This is a genomic window from Novosphingobium fluoreni, from assembly GCF_014196615.1.
Taxonomy (GTDB): domain Bacteria; phylum Pseudomonadota; class Alphaproteobacteria; order Sphingomonadales; family Sphingomonadaceae; genus Novosphingobium; species Novosphingobium fluoreni.
In genome coordinates, this window is record NZ_JACIDY010000004.1 from 187,308 (window position 1) to 203,379 (window position 16,072).

Sequence of the window (16,072 nt, forward strand, 5' to 3'; positions counted from 1 at the left end):
CATCAGTCGCGTTTCACGTAATGCGTGACACGCAGCGAAAGCCGATGTGGGAGGTGGACGTATCGATCATCTCGGGATGTCGCGCGGCAGGGCGATAGCGTTGGCAATAGTTCGGCGCGCATAAGTGAGAGCCACCTTTCAGCACCTTCCGGCCGATCTTGATTTGCGGCTGCTGTGGGTCATAACTGTCCTTCAGCTTCGCACCGCGTGGATTTTCCAGGGTGCAGCACGATTTGCGGGGAGTTTCCGGGCGATCGGCCCACCAGTCTTTCGTCCATTCCCAGGTGTTGCCGATCAAGTCATACAAACCGTACGGATTGACCGGATAGGACCCGACAGGGGAGGTCCGCTCCCAACCGTCCAATAGCTGGTTGGCGAACGGGAAAAGTCCCTGCCAGGTATTCGCCATCATCGCACCGCCGGGGGACAGTTCATTGCCCCAGGCATAATCAACTCCATCCAATCCGCCCCACGCCGCAAATTCGAACTCCGCCTCGGTGGGAAGGTCCTTGCCCGCCCAGGACGCGTAGGCGAGCGCATCGGAATAGGAGACATGCACCACGGGGTGATCCCATAAGTCCAACGCCTCGATCGTGGTATCGGCACCCCAGGGATGGCGCCAATCGGCTCCGAATGCGAAAGTCCACCATTGTGCGGGGTTGGCGGTATCCACCGGCGTGGGGGTCTTATGAAACACCAGTGATCCGGGGCTGGCCATTTCCAGCGGCATTCCGGGATATTGCTTCGGATCGGGCGCGATCTCTGCGGTGGTGACGTGCCTGGTAGCGGTGACGAAGGCAGCAAACTGCCGGTTGGTGACAGGGGTCACGTCCATCCAGAAACCGCCGACGCTGACGCGGCGGAGCGGCGCTTCCTCGGGATAGAAGCGCTCCGAACCCATAGTGAAAGCGCCACCCGGCACCCAGGCCATGCCGTGGCGGCTTTCTTGCAAGGGGGGCACATCAACCGTTTCCGCAGGCACGCCTGTCATCACTCCTTTGCCTGGGCAAAGACTTGCGCCCGCCTTTTGAGCGGCGCAAGTCCTCTCAGATGTGCCTTAGCGCCTAACCGGGCGGTCCAGGATCGCCTGTCGCGGTTCGGGAAGCACGACGCCCACTTGGCTGGCATAGTCCTGCCACGCCTTTTCCAGCTGTGCCTTGCGGGCTGGCTCGGTTGCCGAAAGGTCCTTCTTTTCCCCCGGATCGGCGGCGACGTTGAACAGCCGCCAGCTGCCGTCGCCCAGGTCGGTAATCTTCCAATCTCCCTGCCGCAGATTACGCCCACCGAACAGTTCTTCGCCAATCGCAGCGTCGGACGAATAGACCTGAGCGGCACCGCCCTGCAGCCATCCGGCCCAGCTCTTGCCCCGGATCGGGCGTAGGGGCTTGCCATTGGGGCTTGCCTTGGGTGCGGCGACATGGGCCAATTCCAGGAACGTCGGCGTAACGTCCGCAACGTTGGTGTAGGCGGCGCCGACGCCTGGAGCGATCCCAGGACCCGCCACGAAAGCAACGCTGCGCGTCCCGCCTTCGGTGGCATAACCCTTCACCCGCCAGGAGGGTGCGGTGGCCGCGGTCGCCCAGCCGGGCCCGAGTGCCTCGTATGACGTGGCGGCCCCCACGTTCTCGGTCCGATTATCAGCCTTGGCGTACACGGCGTTCACCATGTTCATGCTGGGTTCGTCCAGCCTGGCGCCCTCCGCGCCGTTATCGGCAAGAAACAAGATCACGGTGTTGTCATACTGCCCCGTCGCCTTCAACGTCTGGACCACGCGACCGATGGCCTGGTCCATCTCGTCCACCATGGCGGCGTAGACTTCCATACGCTTGGCCTGGTTGGCCTTGTCCGCAGCCGATAGGCCATTCCAGATCGGCGCCAGATCGGCATTGTGCGCCGCCACCTTGCGGTCCAGCAGGCCCAAGGCTACCTGCCGCTTCAGGCGCTGTTCGCGCAAGGCATCATAACCGGCGTCGTATCGGCCTTTATATTTGGCGATAACCTTGGCCGGAGCCTGCAGCGGCCAGTGCGGTGCCGAAAAGGCCAGATAAGCGAAGAACGGCTTGGTCGATGATTTGCCGGCCTGCAACTGCGAGACGAGCTGATCGGCGAAATAGTCCGATGAGTAGAAGTTCGCCGGAAGGCTCGTCACCTGCTGGCCGTTGAGCGTGTAGGTCGAGCCCATGCTCACACGATCCTGGGCGACATTCTGGCCAAAGTGGTTGTGACCGCCTTGCAGCAGCGCAAAGCTGCTGTCGAAACCACGCGCATGGGGGTCCTGCTCAGGCTTGAGGCCCAGATGCCACTTGCCGGAATAGAGCGTGCGATAACCGCCGCCGCGCAGGATTTCGGGCAAGGTCGCGGTATCGGCGCGCAAGTACCCTTCGTAATAGGGCTTGCCGACCTGATTGGGCGCCAGCATCTCCGCCATGTTGCCCACGCCCGCCTCGTGGTGGTCCAGCCCGGTCAACAGCGCGGAGCGTGTCGGGGAGCAAGTCGGCGCGGTGTGGAAACCCGTCAGCTTCAGGCCCCGTGCGGCCAGCGCATCCAGGTTTGGCGTGGCGATCTCTCCGCCGAAAGCCCCGATATCCGAATACCCCAGGTCGTCGGCCACGATCACCAGGAAGTTGGGTCGCTTGGCCGCCTCCTGCGCATGAGCGGACGTGGCGGCAAGGCTGACAAGGGCGGTGGTGAGAAGGGCGAGCTTGCGTCTCATGATGATCTCTCCAGTGAGGAATGAAGTGTTATCGGGCGTATGAGGACGTGGATCACCACTTTGCGCGCAAGGTTGCGCCGAAGGTACGCGGTTCGCCGACGATAGCGGTGATCAGGCCGAAGGTGCCCGGGCTACGCTGCACGTAGTAGTCCTCGTTGGTGAGATTACGGGCCCAGAACGCCACGTCGTACGTGCCATCGCCAAAGCGCAGACCCACGCGCGCATTGAGCAGACCGTAGCCCGGGACTATGCCGTAGATGCTGTTCGTGGCGGTGGAATTGAACGCGGATCGGTGCAGGTAATCTGCGTGGACATAGGCCTCCACATCCTGACCCACGGGCTGAGATGCGTCGACGCCCAGGGTGTAGGCGAATTTTGATACGCCAGGCAGGCGGGTGCCGGACAAGTCCTGCACTTGGATCGTTCCGGGAATCGCCGCCTCGGGCCGCTGTGGAGCATTGGCGTAGCTGACGAACTTCGCGTCTGTGTAAGCGGCAGAGGCATTGAGGGTCAGCCAATTGCTCGGGGAGTAGGCGACATCCGCTTCCACCCCCTTCGAACGGACCTTGGGGATGCTGTCGATGAACTGGATGGTTGCCGTGGAACCTGGAACCTCTTGTGAGACGTTGCCTTGGTAATCCTTGATCTGCGTCAGGAACGCGGCGGCATTGAATGTCAGGGTGTTGTCCAGCAACTGCGATTTCAGGCCGATCTCGAACGCGTCAACCTTTTCCGGCGCGACGACCGGACGCAGCGCGCCTCCCGCAGTGACGTTAAGCCCGCCCGATTTGGTGCCATGCGAATACGAGGCATAGAGCAAGGCGTCCGGCGTCAACTTGTAACCCAGCGTCGCCATTCCCGACAGCGCATCGGACTTCACCTTTGCCGCGAACGACACGTCGTTAACTTGGAATTGTGCTTGCTGCGCGGCCGTCAACAGTGCGCGGTTGCCACCGCTGGCTGGTGCCAGAAAGCGGGAGAAAGAGCCGTCTTTATCCTCATGCGTAAAGCGCAGACCTGCGGTCAGCGTAAGCTTGCTGGATAGGTGCCAATCGGCCTGGCCGAACGCGGCGTAGCTCTTGGTGCGTGGATCGGAGTAGCTGTTCGTTTCCAGGCCACTCAAAGCGCTGTTGATTGTATTGAAAGCCGCGACGGGCGTTGCGCCCGGGAGATTCCACCGTGCGAAATCGGAGCCATAAGCGGTGCGGCCATATCCGCGGATCACTTGCCAGAAATAGAACAGGCCGACCTGGTAATCGATCGTGTTGTGGCCATCGGAGGCCAACCGTAGTTCCTGGCTGAACTGACGCTGAGAGTTTTGCTGCTGAGCCACCGTGTTGATGGACAGGGATGTCGCATCGACATCGTTGGCCGGAGACCAGTCCCACCAGCGATACGCGGTGATCGATGTCAAAGATGCAGCGCCAAGATCCCAATCGACCTGGCCCGACACCCCGTAGCTTTCCATGTTTGCCTGATAGGGCGAGTCTGCCGCGCCGACGCGTGAGAAGGCGTTGCTTGTCGGCAAGGGATAGTTGAACCGCGCGGCTCGATCGAAAATGTTATTGGCGATCGTCTGACCATTCGCATATTGCGTAAAGTAGCCGTCGATCAAATTGAGCTGGAATTTCTGGCGTTGCTTTGAATAATCCCCGATCAGCCGGATCTTGAGTTCGTCGTTGGGCTGGATCAGAAGCTGTCCACGCGCGCTGAAGTTGTCATAGTCCTGCGCCTTTGTCAGGTTCGTCTTGTTCAGCAAAAAGCCGTCGCGATGGGTGTCGGCGATGCTGAGCCGGATCGCCACCTTGTCGGCGATGATGGGGGCCGATCCGGACGCGCGGACCTGATGGTAGCCGTAGTTGCCTAAAGACGCTTCGGCCGTCAGTTCCGGATCGAAACTGGGCGCGCGAGTGGTGATGTTGAGCGCGCCAGCTGTGGTGTTCTTGCCAAAAAGGGTACCCTGCGGGCCGCGCAGCACTTCGATCTGCTGGATATCCACCAGATCGAACTGCGACTGCCCGGGCCGTGCCAGGTAGACGCCATCGACGTAGAACCCGACGCCGTATTCCAGCCCATCCACTGCCAGCGAGGAATTTGCACCCAGGCCGCGGATGTTGACGTTGGTATTGCGCGCATTGATGCTGTTCACCTGCAAGCTGGGCACAAGCTGCTGCACCTGGTTCAGCGTGAAGTTGCCGGTGCGCTCCATCGTGGCGCTGTCCAGCACGCTGATGGCGATCGGCACGTCCTGCGAATTTTCCGCGCGGCGACGGGCGGTGACGACGATCGGTTCGCCGGTATCTGCCGCCTCGGCCGCAGCGCCGGCCTCCGCCATCACCGCTTCCGTCTCGGCGGCAAGCGCGGGCGTGGCGATCGCCAGGGCCAGCGTGGCGGTAGTGCCGTATAGCGTCAAAATCCTCATGAAGGGGTCTCCTGAAACTTGTTTGATTGCGTAAGCTGCTATTTGCGCCAGCGCCCGGCGAGATCGCCGAGCGCGTGGGCATTGAAAAAAGGCGGCAGTGGCCTCGGGGCCGAAGACTAGCGGTATGCTGTCCCGATGCGTTGAAGCCCGGCGTATCCATGGCTCGACGCAGCTCCATCCACCGTGAAGCCACGGAGCAACAATGCGGAGGCCAGATGGGCGAGGGCGGGGCCGACGGCGAAGACCACCAAAAGTCCCGTCAGCGCTCCGGACGTGTTCTGCGCCGCCTTGGGATCGAAGCCGAGCGCCGCCACCAGAGGCAGGGTGATCCCCACTGCCAAGGCAAGGCCGAGCTTCATCGATATGCTGAATGCCGAAAAGAACAAAGCGGTGCGGTCTTGCCCCGTCTTCTGGTGATGCGCATCCGCCACGTCAGAGACCATGGCGCGCAGCATCACGTTACCTGAGTTCTGCGCCAGACCTTGGGCAATCGTGAGACTGATCACCAGCGCCAGGCTTCCGGGCGTGATTGCCAGAAGGCTAAGGTTGATAGCCACTTGCACAAGCTCACCCACGATCGCCGTGCGCTGCTTCCCGATATGTCTGGCGACCTGCAGCCAGATCGGCCCGGCGGCGATGCCGAACACGAATTGCGTCAGCATCAGGGTCGCGCCCCATTCCGGGCGACCGACGTAATGCGCAACCACGAACAACAACAGCGAACCGCGCACGCCCTGTCCCATCGTAACGGCAAGGTCGGACAGGATGATCTTGAGGATCAGCCTTTCCTGCGCAATGATCCGTACTGTCGCCAGAAACCCCAGACGCTTGGTGGGCGAAACATCTGGCGACGGGCGTTCCGGAAAGGCGCGCAACGTCATCCACGCTGCGGGGGCAAGAGCCAGCAGCACCAGGCCGCCCATCACGGCCAGCTTCAGCCTATCATCGCCCAGGCCCAACTGGTCAATCGCGGCGGGCAACAGCATGATCAACAACAGCGCCACGGCGGTGGCCACATTATAGAACACCGCGACACGGGTTCGCTCGTGATAATCGGAGGAGAGTTCGCCTGACCAGGCCCAATAGGGTATCTGGATCATGGAATAGGCCAGATAAAACACGAAAAGAGCAACGCCCAGGTATAGCGGTGTAACCCCCTGCGGCGGCAGGAACAAAGCGGCGGAAGCCAGCGCGAAGATCACCACGCCGACGGCCATCCAGGGGCGACGGCGCCCAAATCGGCTGCGCGTCCGATCGCTGAGAATACCCACGATCGGGTCAGCGAAGACACCCCAGACTCGTTCGAGCAAAAAGATCGTACCCAGCGCGGCCAGCGATATGCCGAACTGCTGCGCGTAGATCGATGGGAGAAAGTTGATGATCGGCAATTGCGCGGCGCTGACAGGGATCGCCAGCGCGGAAAATGCCATCAGGCGGCGGGTGTCCAAGCCCTTGCTCGGCCCGCGCGTCTGTGTCGGGATCGAAAGATCGTATGTGGCGAAGGCCGTGGCCATGCGATGTCTCCATCACGAGCGGAGGATGACGGGGCCACCGTAGTCGGCAGCCCCGTATCGAAGCGTCAGGCGTGCGCCAGATCGGCGCGCTTTTCCTGTCGCTTGGTCTGGCTGCGGCGCCCATCGAGACCGACCGGCACTTCGCCATTCACGGTCGCCCGGCGCAGTGTGCGGCGCTGTAGTCCGAAGTCGCCGATGGCGCGGTGCTGGGTCGCGCGGTTGTCCCAAAACGCCACATCGCCGTTCTGCCAGCGCCAGCGCACAGTGTTCTCCGGCTTGATGACGTGGGCTTGCAGGACGTTGAACAAGGCCTGAGAGTCGCCCGAAGAGAGCCCGACAAACTGCTTCACGAAATGGCCCAGCAGCAAGTTGCGTTGACCTGAAACGGGATGAACGTGGACGACCGGATGGTCCGTCTCGTAGATTGTCGAGGAGAAGACCGACTTCTGGAAATCCTCTCGCTGGGCGGCAACCGTGGGCGATAGCTGCGCACCGGACAGTGCGGCCGCATAATCGTAATCGTTGGTATGCGTCGCCCACAGCGTGTTGGCCAGTTGCCGCAAAGGCTCCGGCAGGCGCTCATAGGCGATTTCGGTATTGGCCCAGAGCGTATCGCCGCCGGCCTCGGGAATGTTGATCGCGCGAAGGATCGACGCCTTGGGGTAGGCGTCGACAAAGGTCACGTCGGTATGCCAGCTGGAAGCAGCGCTGCCTTCCTTGCTGTCCACGTCAAGCAGATAGCGCGAACCTTCGGCGACAGGCACTGTGGGGTGTGCCACCGGATCGCCGAACAGCGCGGCGAAGGCCTCATGCTCGGCGTCGTCCAGGTGATGTTGGCCACGAAAGAAGATCACCTTGTGGCGAACAAGGGCGGCGTCGATGGCCTGGACGGTGGCGGCATCAAGATCGCCGGAAAGCTCGATCCCGCGAACCTCGGCGCCGATGGTTCCGGTCACGGGGCGGATATCGAGCGGGGACGAGTGATCCTTGGCGTTGGGATACTGATCGATTGCGGTTGCCATAAATTGGCTCCTTCAAAATGCTCTGGGGGCTCAAGACACAAGGGGGCGCCGGCAGACACCGTGCTTGGCGCCACCGTGGGAATAGGCCTCCCGTTTTGCGGGACAGCCGAGCGTCAGGGATGCGGACCGGCGAAAAGCTGCCCGCGGGAACTGGGGGAGAAACCTACGAACCCAGCTGGCGCAGGAACGGACTTATCGGCCCGTCCGCACCCCTGCGGTTATCATCAACGGATTGTCAGACACATGCGCATCGCATCACCTCATGAAAGAGGGGAACACGACGCCGGGCGTGGTCGCCTAAGCATCGCGCGCTTTAGCCATTTATAACGCGGAGCAAGCTGCTTCCCGGTCAAAAGCCGCGGGTCAGGTTTGTGCGGAATTCGAGAGGCCTGACCAACGCCTCGAACGATCTCTATCTACCCAGTAGAGAATTTGTTGTCAATCAGTAGCAATTCTTCACGTTTGCGAAGCGCGCCTTTCCGGCTAACTCCCGCCAGGTTTTTTTTAGGTCCATAATCACAGTGCCGATGATGGCCCGCTTCGGGGTGGCATTATTTGGCGAGTCCGAGACTACGTACTAGGGTGCGATCCAAAGCAAATCGCGATTTACCGGAGAGAACTGATGCGTGCGTTATACTTTGAAAATGCCAGCAAGCCCCTCGAATTGCGGGAGATGCCCGATCCAGAGCCGGGCGAGGGCGAAATGGTTCTCAAGGTGCATCAATGCGGAATCTGCGGCTCGGACGTCCACCTAACCAAAGAACATGGTTTCTACCCGGAAAACAGCATCATCGGACACGAATTTTCCGGTGAGGTCGTTGCGGTCGGCAAGGGCGTTTCGGGGTTCAGGACGGGTGATCGGGTCACCGCTCTGGCGGCAGCTGGCTGCGGAGCTTGTGAAGCTTGCCTGCAAGGAACGCCGCTATTCTGCCCCAACGGAATCAAGAACTATGCAGGCGGCTTTGCCGATTACATCCGTGTCTCGGCCTCGACATCGCTGCTGCTTCCACAATCCGTCTCCATGGAAGATGGCGCTCTGGTAGAACCTTTGTCGGTCGGCCTGCACGGCGTCGCGCTCGCCAAGATGGAGCCTGGCGCCAAGGTCTTGGTGCTGGGCGCCGGGTCTATCGGGCTTGCCGCTATTCATTGGGCGCGCAAGCTGGGTGCCGGCAAGATCGTCGCCATGTCACGTTCGGCGCGCCGGGCGGAAATGGCCGGCACAATGGGCGCGGATGCCTTCGTATGCTCGGGCGAAAGTGAATTCGCTGACGTTCAGGCAGCCTTGGGCGGCCAACCCGACGTGGTCTTTGAATGCGTTGGCGTAACTGGCGCTTTGCAACAAAGCATCAATCATGTTCGCACTAACGGCACCGTCGTCTCATTAGGCTTTTGCACAAAGCCCGATGGCGTGATTCCGGCGATCTCCACCTTCAAGCAAGTCACCTTGATCTTCTCGATGGCTTACTCGATCGATGAATTCCGCTTCGCGCTAAATGCGTTTGATCGTGGCCACGTGGAGCCGCGCCTGATGGTGAGCAAGACGATCCCGTTGGAGGAAGTTCCCGCGATGATTGAGAAGATGCACAAAGGTGAAAGCACCGACGTCAAGGTTCACGCGCGCCCTGATTTGTGATGATCGATCCGCTGGGCCCGTCCGTTGTAAGGCGGAGCCCAGCGGATGAACGATCAACTGGGATCAAAGCGAACGTGGAGACTGTGCGGCACCCGCATCATCGCGCCACGTATCGCGGGCGGCGGCATATCGGGGTCGAGCCGTAAATTGGGCAGTCGATCCAGGATCGCCGTCATGGCGCGCGTCATCTCCACCCGTGCCAGATGCTGGCCAATGCAAATGTGTGGCCCGGCCGAAAACGAGAAATGCCGGCTTGCATTATGCCGGCGAATATCAAAACGATCAGGATCGTCGAATTTCGCCGGATCACGGTTTGCCGCGCCGGCAACGACATGCACGATAGAGTTGGCGGGCATGAAAACGCCTGCTACCTCCACGTCCTGCGCAGTCCAGCGAGCCTGTTCAACCACCGGTCCATCAAAGCGTAGGGCTTCCTCGATCGCATTGGGCATCAGACTGCGATCCTCTCGAAGCATCGCCAGTTGGTCCGGGTTTTCCAGCAGCTTGGTCAATAGAACGCTGGTGCCGCGATAAGTCGTGTCGCCCGCGGCATTGATCAACTGACGAAAGAAGGAAACCAGGACATCTTCGGGCAAATATTCGCCATCCACTTCCGCGCGCGCCAGCAGGCTGACCAGATCATTGCCGGGATTGGCTCGCCGCTGCTCGATCAAATGAGGGAAATATTCCCCAAGCTTCGCGTTTGCCTCAGAACCATGCTTGAAGTCGAACGAGACGAGCGTCTGCGTAACAGCCAGCTTGTGGAATAGCTTTCCCTCATCCGGTGGCAAGTCTAGCTGCCGATAGATGACGCCAAAGGGGTAATTCAGCGTAAACTGCTGAATCAAATCGGCCTTTCCGGTAGCTATGAACCCATCCATCAGATCGTTGACAACAGGGTCAACGATGTTATCGCCCCATGTCTTCACAAATTGCGGCAGAAAAATCTTCTGGAAAATCCGGCGATATCTACCGTGCTCAGGCGCATCCATCGCTGAAACTGATCGACCGAAGCTGGCTCCTATGTTGAACGTGTACGCCTTGTTCGAAAATACCTGAGGAGATTGCAGTGCCTTCGCAACCTCCTCATAACTCAGGATCATGAAGTGCGGCACGTTGGCCGGGTGCGTGATGTCCGGTTGAAGGCCCATCATCAGCCGATAGTCACCTGCCATGGCCGCATTTTGCTCTCTCAAGCGCGCCAGCAGAGGATAGGGGTCCTCGTTCTCGCCAAAGAAAAAGCGCTCTTCCATGAAAGGGTTGAACTCGCGATTGTCGAGGTCGCGCAACTTCGGCAGCGCCGTCATGATCCGTCTCCTGCTTGACCTTATTTGTCTTATTAGAGGCTAACATACGATATTTATAAAGCGATTGCTATATAAAGTCGCAGGCCGCCGCTCCGATGAAAGGGGCGTGAATGTGAAGTGGTCTGAAATGTGAAAGCGGCAGGGCTGGCCAAGCGAGCGGGCCGGGACGAACGCGGCGCAATACTATTTCCTGAATTGAACCGCCGTAATCGATCGATACAACTTCAAAAATAGTCTTCTCTTCCCCGGGGCCGATCTTTCTCGCGATAGCGATGGAACCATGCTCTTGAACGAGGATACACCTGCGGCAGAAATCTTTCACAACAGGTCGTATGATCTGAAAGTATTGGCGGTAAAGCAACATTATCGACCACCCAAAAGCACGGCGGCCATTCGACTTAGACGACGATTATCAGTAAATTTCAGGTTGCAGAATGGCGTGAGTGCCGCCGTCTACATGAAGGACTTGTCCCACTACATAACCGCTACGAAGGGATGCGATCGCGACGATCGCTTCCGCAAGATCCTCCGCCTGTCCAGGTTGAGAAACGGCCCTGGGCGTGGATGCATTGATCACATCCACCAACGCTGGATCGGAGAGCATCGGCCGGGTCATGTTCGTCAACGTCAAGCCCGGTGCGACTGCATTCAAAAACACGCGTGAGCCTGCCCAATCCCGCGTTATGGCGGCGCGGCGGACCCAATAAGCAAGGGCCCGCTTCGACGATGAATATTCCAGGGGCGAATGAGCATCTCCCTCTGTGGTGTGACGAGCGCGCACCTTGGCGGCTTCCTCATTCCCATCGCGGCATGCGGCCATCACTTCGTCATCCACCTCGCCGATCGCGGCGGTGGATGTGATGGCAATCGCCTGGGCTGGGGCCCTTTTGACAAGCAGGGGGCGCAAGCCTTCAAGGGTGGCGACCGCACCGAAAAAATTTACGCCCAGAACGTCGCCGATGCCAAGCGAAACACCAGCAGCGGCAACAACGAGGTCGATGCCATCCGGAGCCAATCGCTCCGCTTGCGCCACAAGTGTTGCACGGCCCTGCGCTGTCGAAAGATCGGCATTGATATCGGCGTTACGCAAATCGACGGTAATAACCCGATCGCCACGGGCTCTCAAAGCCTTCGCGGTAGCCTCGCCGATGCCGCTAACGCCGCCGGTGACGAGCGCGACGAGCTTCGTATTCCACGGCGCTACGTTCGTCGCCTGGACATCGCTCTGCTCGGTCGCGCTCATCGTTTACGGTTAGTCCCTGCGGTTCGTGTTACTCGATCGTGCCGAGGACGGTACCAACTTCATAGGTTTCGCCGGTTTGTTTCAGGATCTTCAACGTACCGGTGGCGGGGCTTTCGACTTCGTTGGTCGACTTGTCGCTTTCCAAGGAGAAAAGTGGGTCCCCCTCGTTGACCGTGGCGCCGTCCGCCACGAGCCATTCGGAAAGAGTGCCCTCGTTCATCGAGAAGCCAAGCTTGGGCAGAAGGATTTCGGTAGCCATGAACCAGTCCTGTTATTTGCAAAGTGAGATGGCGGCCTCAGCGATGCGCTTGGCGTTGGGTGCGAAGGCATCTTCCAGAGGCTTGGAGAAGGGTACGGGGGCATAAGGTGCGCCCAGGCGTGCGACGGGTGCCTTCAGTTTGCCAAAAAGCTTGGTCGAAGCAACCGCAGCGATCTCGGCGCCCATGCCATGCTTTTCCACTGCTTCGTGCGCGATGAGGAGGCGTCCCGTCTTGGCGGCGGAGGCCAGCACGGTGTCCTCATCCCACGGGGAGATGGTGCGCAGATCAATGATCTCGGCTGAAACACCTGCTGCTTCCATCGCCTTCACCGCGCCCAGCGCCTCGTTCAATGTCCGCGAGTAGCTGACGATGGTAACATCGCCGCCTTCCTTGGCCACGGCCGCCTTGCCCAACGGCACGATGTGATCGGCATCGAAAGAGTCGCCCTTCATCCAGTAGCTCGGCATGTTCTCAATATAGAGCACCGGGTCGGGATCGTTGATCGCCGCGCGCATCAGCCCGTAGGCATCAGCCGGGTTGGAAGGGGCCACGACCTTCATCCCCGCCGTGTGGGCGAACCACGCCTCCAGGTAGTCGCAGTGCTGGCCGCCGGACGAGAAGCCGGTACCGGTCATCGTGCGGATAACGATGGGGACGTGGGTCTGTCCGCCCGACATGAAACGTAGCTTGGCCGCGTGGTTCACGATCATGTCCATGGCGACAGTCGTGAAGTTCATCAGCATGATTTCGGCCACGGGCTTGTAACCCACGAGGCTGGCGCCGATCGCCGCGCCGATAATCGCCTGCTCCGCAATCGGCGTCGAGCGCACGCGCTTCTCGCCAAAGCGGCCCGACAGGCCCTTGGTCACACCGACGACGCCGCCCTCTTCGGGATCGGCCACGTCTTCGCCTAGGACGACGACGTGCTCATCCGCTTCCATCGCATCGGCAATGGCCTGATTAATGGCTTGCAGCATCGTCACCTGCGCCACCTTGGCGGCGGCCGGCTTTTCGGATGTCAGAGTATCGCTCATGCGGCTTCTCCATAAACGTCGGTAGTCAATTCGGAAAGCTCGGGCAGGGGCGACGCCAGGGCAAATTCCACGGCCGCATCTATCGATTCTTCGATATCGGCTTCGATTTGGGCAAGTTGCTCCTCTGTCGCGATACCCTCGTCGATCAACTTGCGACGCAAACGCGGGACGGGATCGGCTTCCATGGCGGCGGCCTTCTGGGCCTTGTCCATGTAGCCATCGGCGTCCCCGAAGACGTGACCATGGAACCGGAAGGTCATAGCCTCGATCAGCGTCGGTCCTTCGCCGGCACGAGCACGATCGATGGCCTCGCGTGCCATGCGATACATCTCCACCGGATCGTTGCCGTCGACGCGGACGCCAGGAATCGAATAGCCGGCAGCGCGATCGGCGATCTGCTTAGCCGACGTTGCCTTCTCGTACGCGGTGTGTTCGCCATAAAGGTTGTTCTGACACAGGAAGATCACCGGAAGCTTCCACACCGCAGCCATATTCAAGGATTCATGGAACGCGCCGATGTTCGATGCGCCATCACCGAACGTGGCAACAGCCACGCGGTTGTTTCCTGAAAGCTGCGAACCCCAAGCCAGGCCGTTGGCGATCGGCATGGACGAGCCGACGATGCCGGTCGTAACCATGATGCCCTTCTTGGGGTAGGTGAGATGCATCGGGCCGCCCTTGCCCTTGCAAGTGCCGTCCACGCGGCCGGCAATTTCCGCCCACAGGTCATTCAGCGGCATGCCCTTGGCCAGCATATCATGGATGCCGCGATAGATGGTGACGAGATAGTCATCATCTGTCAGGCTGGCGCAGAGCGCCGAAGGAATGATCTCCTGCCCGCGATAGCTGTAATACGGCATGACTAGACGGCCCGTGGTGATCACCTTGCGGCTACGCTCGTCATTCGCCTTCAGCAACGCCGCGCGCCGGTAAATGCCGAGCAGCGTCTCACCGTCGGGTCCTATATTATCAGCCATACGCTCGCTCCAATGCAATCATTTGGGTGTGACCCTAGACATCTCGCGTTATCCTTGCACGACGATGGGAGCAAGGCCGAGCACTAATCGCATTCCTGATGCATGCGCCCTGCCTGTAAACAATTGAGCTTGGTCGACATGGCATCAAGCAAGCACTTGCTTTCGCGCTCGTCTAGGAAGCAGGGGTTAGGATGCCTGGCGTATGGCGCTGGATGGGTGGCAGCCGTGTCTCCGCCATAGCGTTTCTTTGCCCCTGCGCCGCAGTTTTCCCCATCGTCATTCGGCAAGACCGTGCCGCGCTCCACCATACGATCGCAGCGTTCGCTAGAAAGTCTGATCAGGCAGAATAACGCAGTTGGCATCTATTTTGCCGAAGTGGTGACACAGCGTCCGCACCAGACTAATACTGCGCTCTATGACTAAGCCTCTGCCGAAGTGCTGAAGGGGCCGCAAGGCACTCTTTTTGGGTGCAACACCACTGGCGGCGCCATTCTGATCAATCCAGCGCGACCGACATTTGACCTCGGAGGCTGCATTCAGTTGGAAGCGGGAAGCTCTGAGTCATATCGGGGCATATCTTACTTCAAGGAAAGCGGCGCGATACGCAGGACTCCATTCTATTGTGACGCATGCAAAGCGCGCCGCTTTGGCGGGTGACCAATTTGCCCATCCGCCGGATTATGGTCATATCTCAACCATCCCATTCAAGGACCAACGTCTCCACACAATTCACCATGCCCGTGCCGTATGAAGGCGGCTCAGACTCGCTGACGCGGAAATCCGGGATCTGCTTAAGCCACTCTTCCACGAAAATGCGCAGTTCCAGTAGTGCGAGCAATTGCCCAGGGCAGCGGTGTGGTCCGGAACCGAAGCTGGCGTGATCTCCTTCGCGCCGCTCAAAGTCGATGTTCCATCCATCGGTGAAACGCCGCTCGTCCATCCCGGCCAGCAGCGGCAGGATGTAAACCTTGTCACCCTCCTTGAAATGGATGCCCTTGTAATCGTAATCGCGGCTGAGCGTGCGCGCCGTGCTGGAGGGGCCGAAGCGCCGCATCATTTCATTGACGGCATTGGGGATCAGCTTGGGGTCGTCGATCAACTGCTGACGATGCGCCGGATGGCGGCCCAGAAACTCTGCCATGAAACCCATCGTGGACGCCACGGTATCAAGGCCACCGAACAGCACGGTCAACAGCGTGCTCATCATATCGGTGTCGGAAATCTGGTTCCCCTTCACCTTGGCGTGAACGATGGCGCTGATCAGATCGCTACCCGGATTGGCGCGACGCTCTTCCACGAACGGGGTGATATAGGCCATCATCGCCATCTGCGAACTGGCCTGCAACTCCGCGCCGCCGCGCGTCGACTGCTCAGCCAGACGAAGCAGTTCCGGAGCGTCGTCCATCGGAAGATCGGCCAGGCGCATGAAGATCGCGATCGGCAGCTTCTGCGCGAACTCCGCCATGAATTCACACCGGCCGCGCGGCTTGATTTCCCTGATCAACTCAACCGCCAACTCACGAGTGAAATGGTCGAGGCCGCTGACGATTTTTGGCGTGAAGAACGGATTGATGATCATCCGGAAGCCCAGATGCTCCGGGGGATCAGCTTCCAGCGGGAGGATCCGAGTGGGCTTCAACCCACTGGGCATTCCAACATCCCGCATGGAAAAAGGATCGTGATTGCGTTGGATGAAGTCGATATCCTCAAAGCGTGTCGGCAGCCAGTGTCCGCCATTGTAGGGACACCACATGATGTCCGGCGAAGTTGCCTGGATGCGCCGCCAAGTACCATGCAGATCCTGGTTTCCGCCCTCTGGCTTGTAGACGTTCAAGTCTACCACCAATTCTGCCGGCACATTGTCGGGCAAGGAGGCCTTTTCCGGTGAAAGCTGCATATTGTCTCCTGCCAGTGCACATCTTGTTACATTGCAAATCTAGTTCTGTG

At 59.8% G+C, this 16,072-nt stretch carries 12 protein-coding genes; 1 reads left to right on the forward strand and 11 read right to left on the reverse strand.

Annotated elements, in window-relative coordinates:
- Positions 1 to 13 precede the first annotated feature (13 nt).
- The 5 genes from GGR39_RS10025 to GGR39_RS10045 form a co-directional block, all read right to left on the reverse strand.
- Positions 14 to 931: a formylglycine-generating enzyme family protein gene (locus GGR39_RS10025; RefSeq protein WP_183617118.1), complete on the reverse strand. Its 918-nt coding sequence runs from the start codon at positions 929 to 931 to the stop codon at positions 14 to 16.
- A gap of 126 nt (positions 932 to 1,057) precedes the next feature.
- Positions 1,058 to 2,713: an arylsulfatase gene (locus tag GGR39_RS10030; RefSeq protein ID WP_183616997.1), complete on the reverse strand. Its 1,656-nt coding sequence runs from the start codon at positions 2,711 to 2,713 to the stop codon at positions 1,058 to 1,060.
- 52 nt (positions 2,714 to 2,765) lie between these two features.
- Positions 2,766 to 5,135 carry a TonB-dependent receptor gene (locus GGR39_RS10035; protein ID WP_183616998.1) on the reverse strand — a complete coding sequence of 790 codons (2,370 nt, stop codon included), beginning with the start codon at positions 5,133 to 5,135 and terminating at the stop codon, positions 2,766 to 2,768.
- A gap of 116 nt (positions 5,136 to 5,251) precedes the next feature.
- Positions 5,252 to 6,649 carry an MFS transporter gene (locus GGR39_RS10040; RefSeq protein ID WP_183616999.1) on the reverse strand — a complete coding sequence of 466 codons (1,398 nt, stop codon included), beginning with the start codon at positions 6,647 to 6,649 and terminating at the stop codon, positions 5,252 to 5,254.
- Positions 6,650 to 6,714: 65 nt separating this feature from the next.
- Positions 6,715 to 7,671 (reverse strand): TauD/TfdA dioxygenase family protein, encoded by a 957-nt coding sequence (locus GGR39_RS10045; RefSeq protein ID WP_183617000.1) that lies wholly within the window; start codon positions 7,669 to 7,671, stop codon positions 6,715 to 6,717.
- A gap of 622 nt (positions 7,672 to 8,293) precedes the next feature.
- Here GGR39_RS10045 and GGR39_RS10050 point away from each other — a divergent pair.
- The gene (locus GGR39_RS10050) at positions 8,294 to 9,304 is read left to right on the forward strand and encodes a zinc-dependent alcohol dehydrogenase (protein ID WP_082667985.1); all 1,011 of its coding nucleotides are present in this window, start codon (positions 8,294 to 8,296) and stop codon (positions 9,302 to 9,304) included.
- Positions 9,305 to 9,357: 53 nt separating this feature from the next.
- Here the strand turns inward: GGR39_RS10050 and GGR39_RS10055 are convergent, their stop codons facing one another.
- From GGR39_RS10055 to GGR39_RS10080, 6 genes are all read right to left on the reverse strand, one after another.
- Entirely contained in the window at positions 9,358 to 10,611 is a 1,254-nt protein-coding gene (locus GGR39_RS10055) for a cytochrome P450 (protein WP_183617001.1), read from the reverse strand.
- Positions 10,612 to 11,023: 412 nt separating this feature from the next.
- The gene (locus GGR39_RS10060; protein ID WP_183617002.1) at positions 11,024 to 11,854 is read right to left on the reverse strand and encodes an SDR family oxidoreductase; all 831 of its coding nucleotides are present in this window, start codon (positions 11,852 to 11,854) and stop codon (positions 11,024 to 11,026) included.
- Positions 11,855 to 11,882: 28 nt separating this feature from the next.
- The gene (locus GGR39_RS10065) at positions 11,883 to 12,113 is read right to left on the reverse strand and encodes a biotin/lipoyl-containing protein (protein ID WP_058736666.1); all 231 of its coding nucleotides are present in this window, start codon (positions 12,111 to 12,113) and stop codon (positions 11,883 to 11,885) included.
- A gap of 12 nt (positions 12,114 to 12,125) precedes the next feature.
- Positions 12,126 to 13,148, reverse strand: a complete 1,023-nt coding sequence (locus GGR39_RS10070) for an alpha-ketoacid dehydrogenase subunit beta (protein ID WP_183617003.1) — start codon at positions 13,146 to 13,148, stop codon at positions 12,126 to 12,128.
- Positions 13,145 to 14,125: a thiamine pyrophosphate-dependent dehydrogenase E1 component subunit alpha gene (locus GGR39_RS10075; protein WP_183617004.1), complete on the reverse strand. Its 981-nt coding sequence runs from the start codon at positions 14,123 to 14,125 to the stop codon at positions 13,145 to 13,147. The genes GGR39_RS10070 and GGR39_RS10075 overlap by 4 nt, the downstream gene beginning before the upstream one ends.
- A gap of 691 nt (positions 14,126 to 14,816) precedes the next feature.
- Positions 14,817 to 16,022, reverse strand: a complete 1,206-nt coding sequence (locus tag GGR39_RS10080; RefSeq protein WP_183617005.1) for a cytochrome P450 — start codon at positions 16,020 to 16,022, stop codon at positions 14,817 to 14,819.
- Between the last annotated feature and the right edge of the window lie 50 nt (positions 16,023 to 16,072).

What these genes read in the sequence shown, in the direction of transcription:
- GGR39_RS10025 (WP_183617118.1), bottom strand. Translation starts at nt 931, where the DNA reads ATGGCCTGGGTGCCGGGTGGCGCTTTCACTATGGGTTCGGAGCGCTTC.
- GGR39_RS10030 (WP_183616997.1), bottom strand. Translation starts at nt 2,713, where the DNA reads ATGAGACGCAAGCTCGCCCTTCTCACCACCGCCCTTGTCAGCCTTGCC.
- GGR39_RS10035 (WP_183616998.1), bottom strand. Translation starts at nt 5,135, where the DNA reads ATGAGGATTTTGACGCTATACGGCACTACCGCCACGCTGGCCCTGGCG.
- GGR39_RS10040 (WP_183616999.1), bottom strand. Translation starts at nt 6,649, where the DNA reads ATGGCCACGGCCTTCGCCACATACGATCTTTCGATCCCGACACAGACG.
- GGR39_RS10045 (WP_183617000.1), bottom strand. Translation starts at nt 7,671, where the DNA reads ATGGCAACCGCAATCGATCAGTATCCCAACGCCAAGGATCACTCGTCC.
- GGR39_RS10050 (WP_082667985.1), top strand. Translation starts at nt 8,294, where the DNA reads ATGCGTGCGTTATACTTTGAAAATGCCAGCAAGCCCCTCGAATTGCGG.
- GGR39_RS10055 (WP_183617001.1), bottom strand. Translation starts at nt 10,611, where the DNA reads ATGACGGCGCTGCCGAAGTTGCGCGACCTCGACAATCGCGAGTTCAAC.
- GGR39_RS10060 (WP_183617002.1), bottom strand. Translation starts at nt 11,854, where the DNA reads ATGAGCGCGACCGAGCAGAGCGATGTCCAGGCGACGAACGTAGCGCCG.
- GGR39_RS10065 (WP_058736666.1), bottom strand. Translation starts at nt 12,113, where the DNA reads ATGGCTACCGAAATCCTTCTGCCCAAGCTTGGCTTCTCGATGAACGAG.
- GGR39_RS10070 (WP_183617003.1), bottom strand. Translation starts at nt 13,148, where the DNA reads ATGAGCGATACTCTGACATCCGAAAAGCCGGCCGCCGCCAAGGTGGCG.
- GGR39_RS10075 (WP_183617004.1), bottom strand. Translation starts at nt 14,125, where the DNA reads ATGGCTGATAATATAGGACCCGACGGTGAGACGCTGCTCGGCATTTAC.
- GGR39_RS10080 (WP_183617005.1), bottom strand. Translation starts at nt 16,022, where the DNA reads ATGCAGCTTTCACCGGAAAAGGCCTCCTTGCCCGACAATGTGCCGGCA.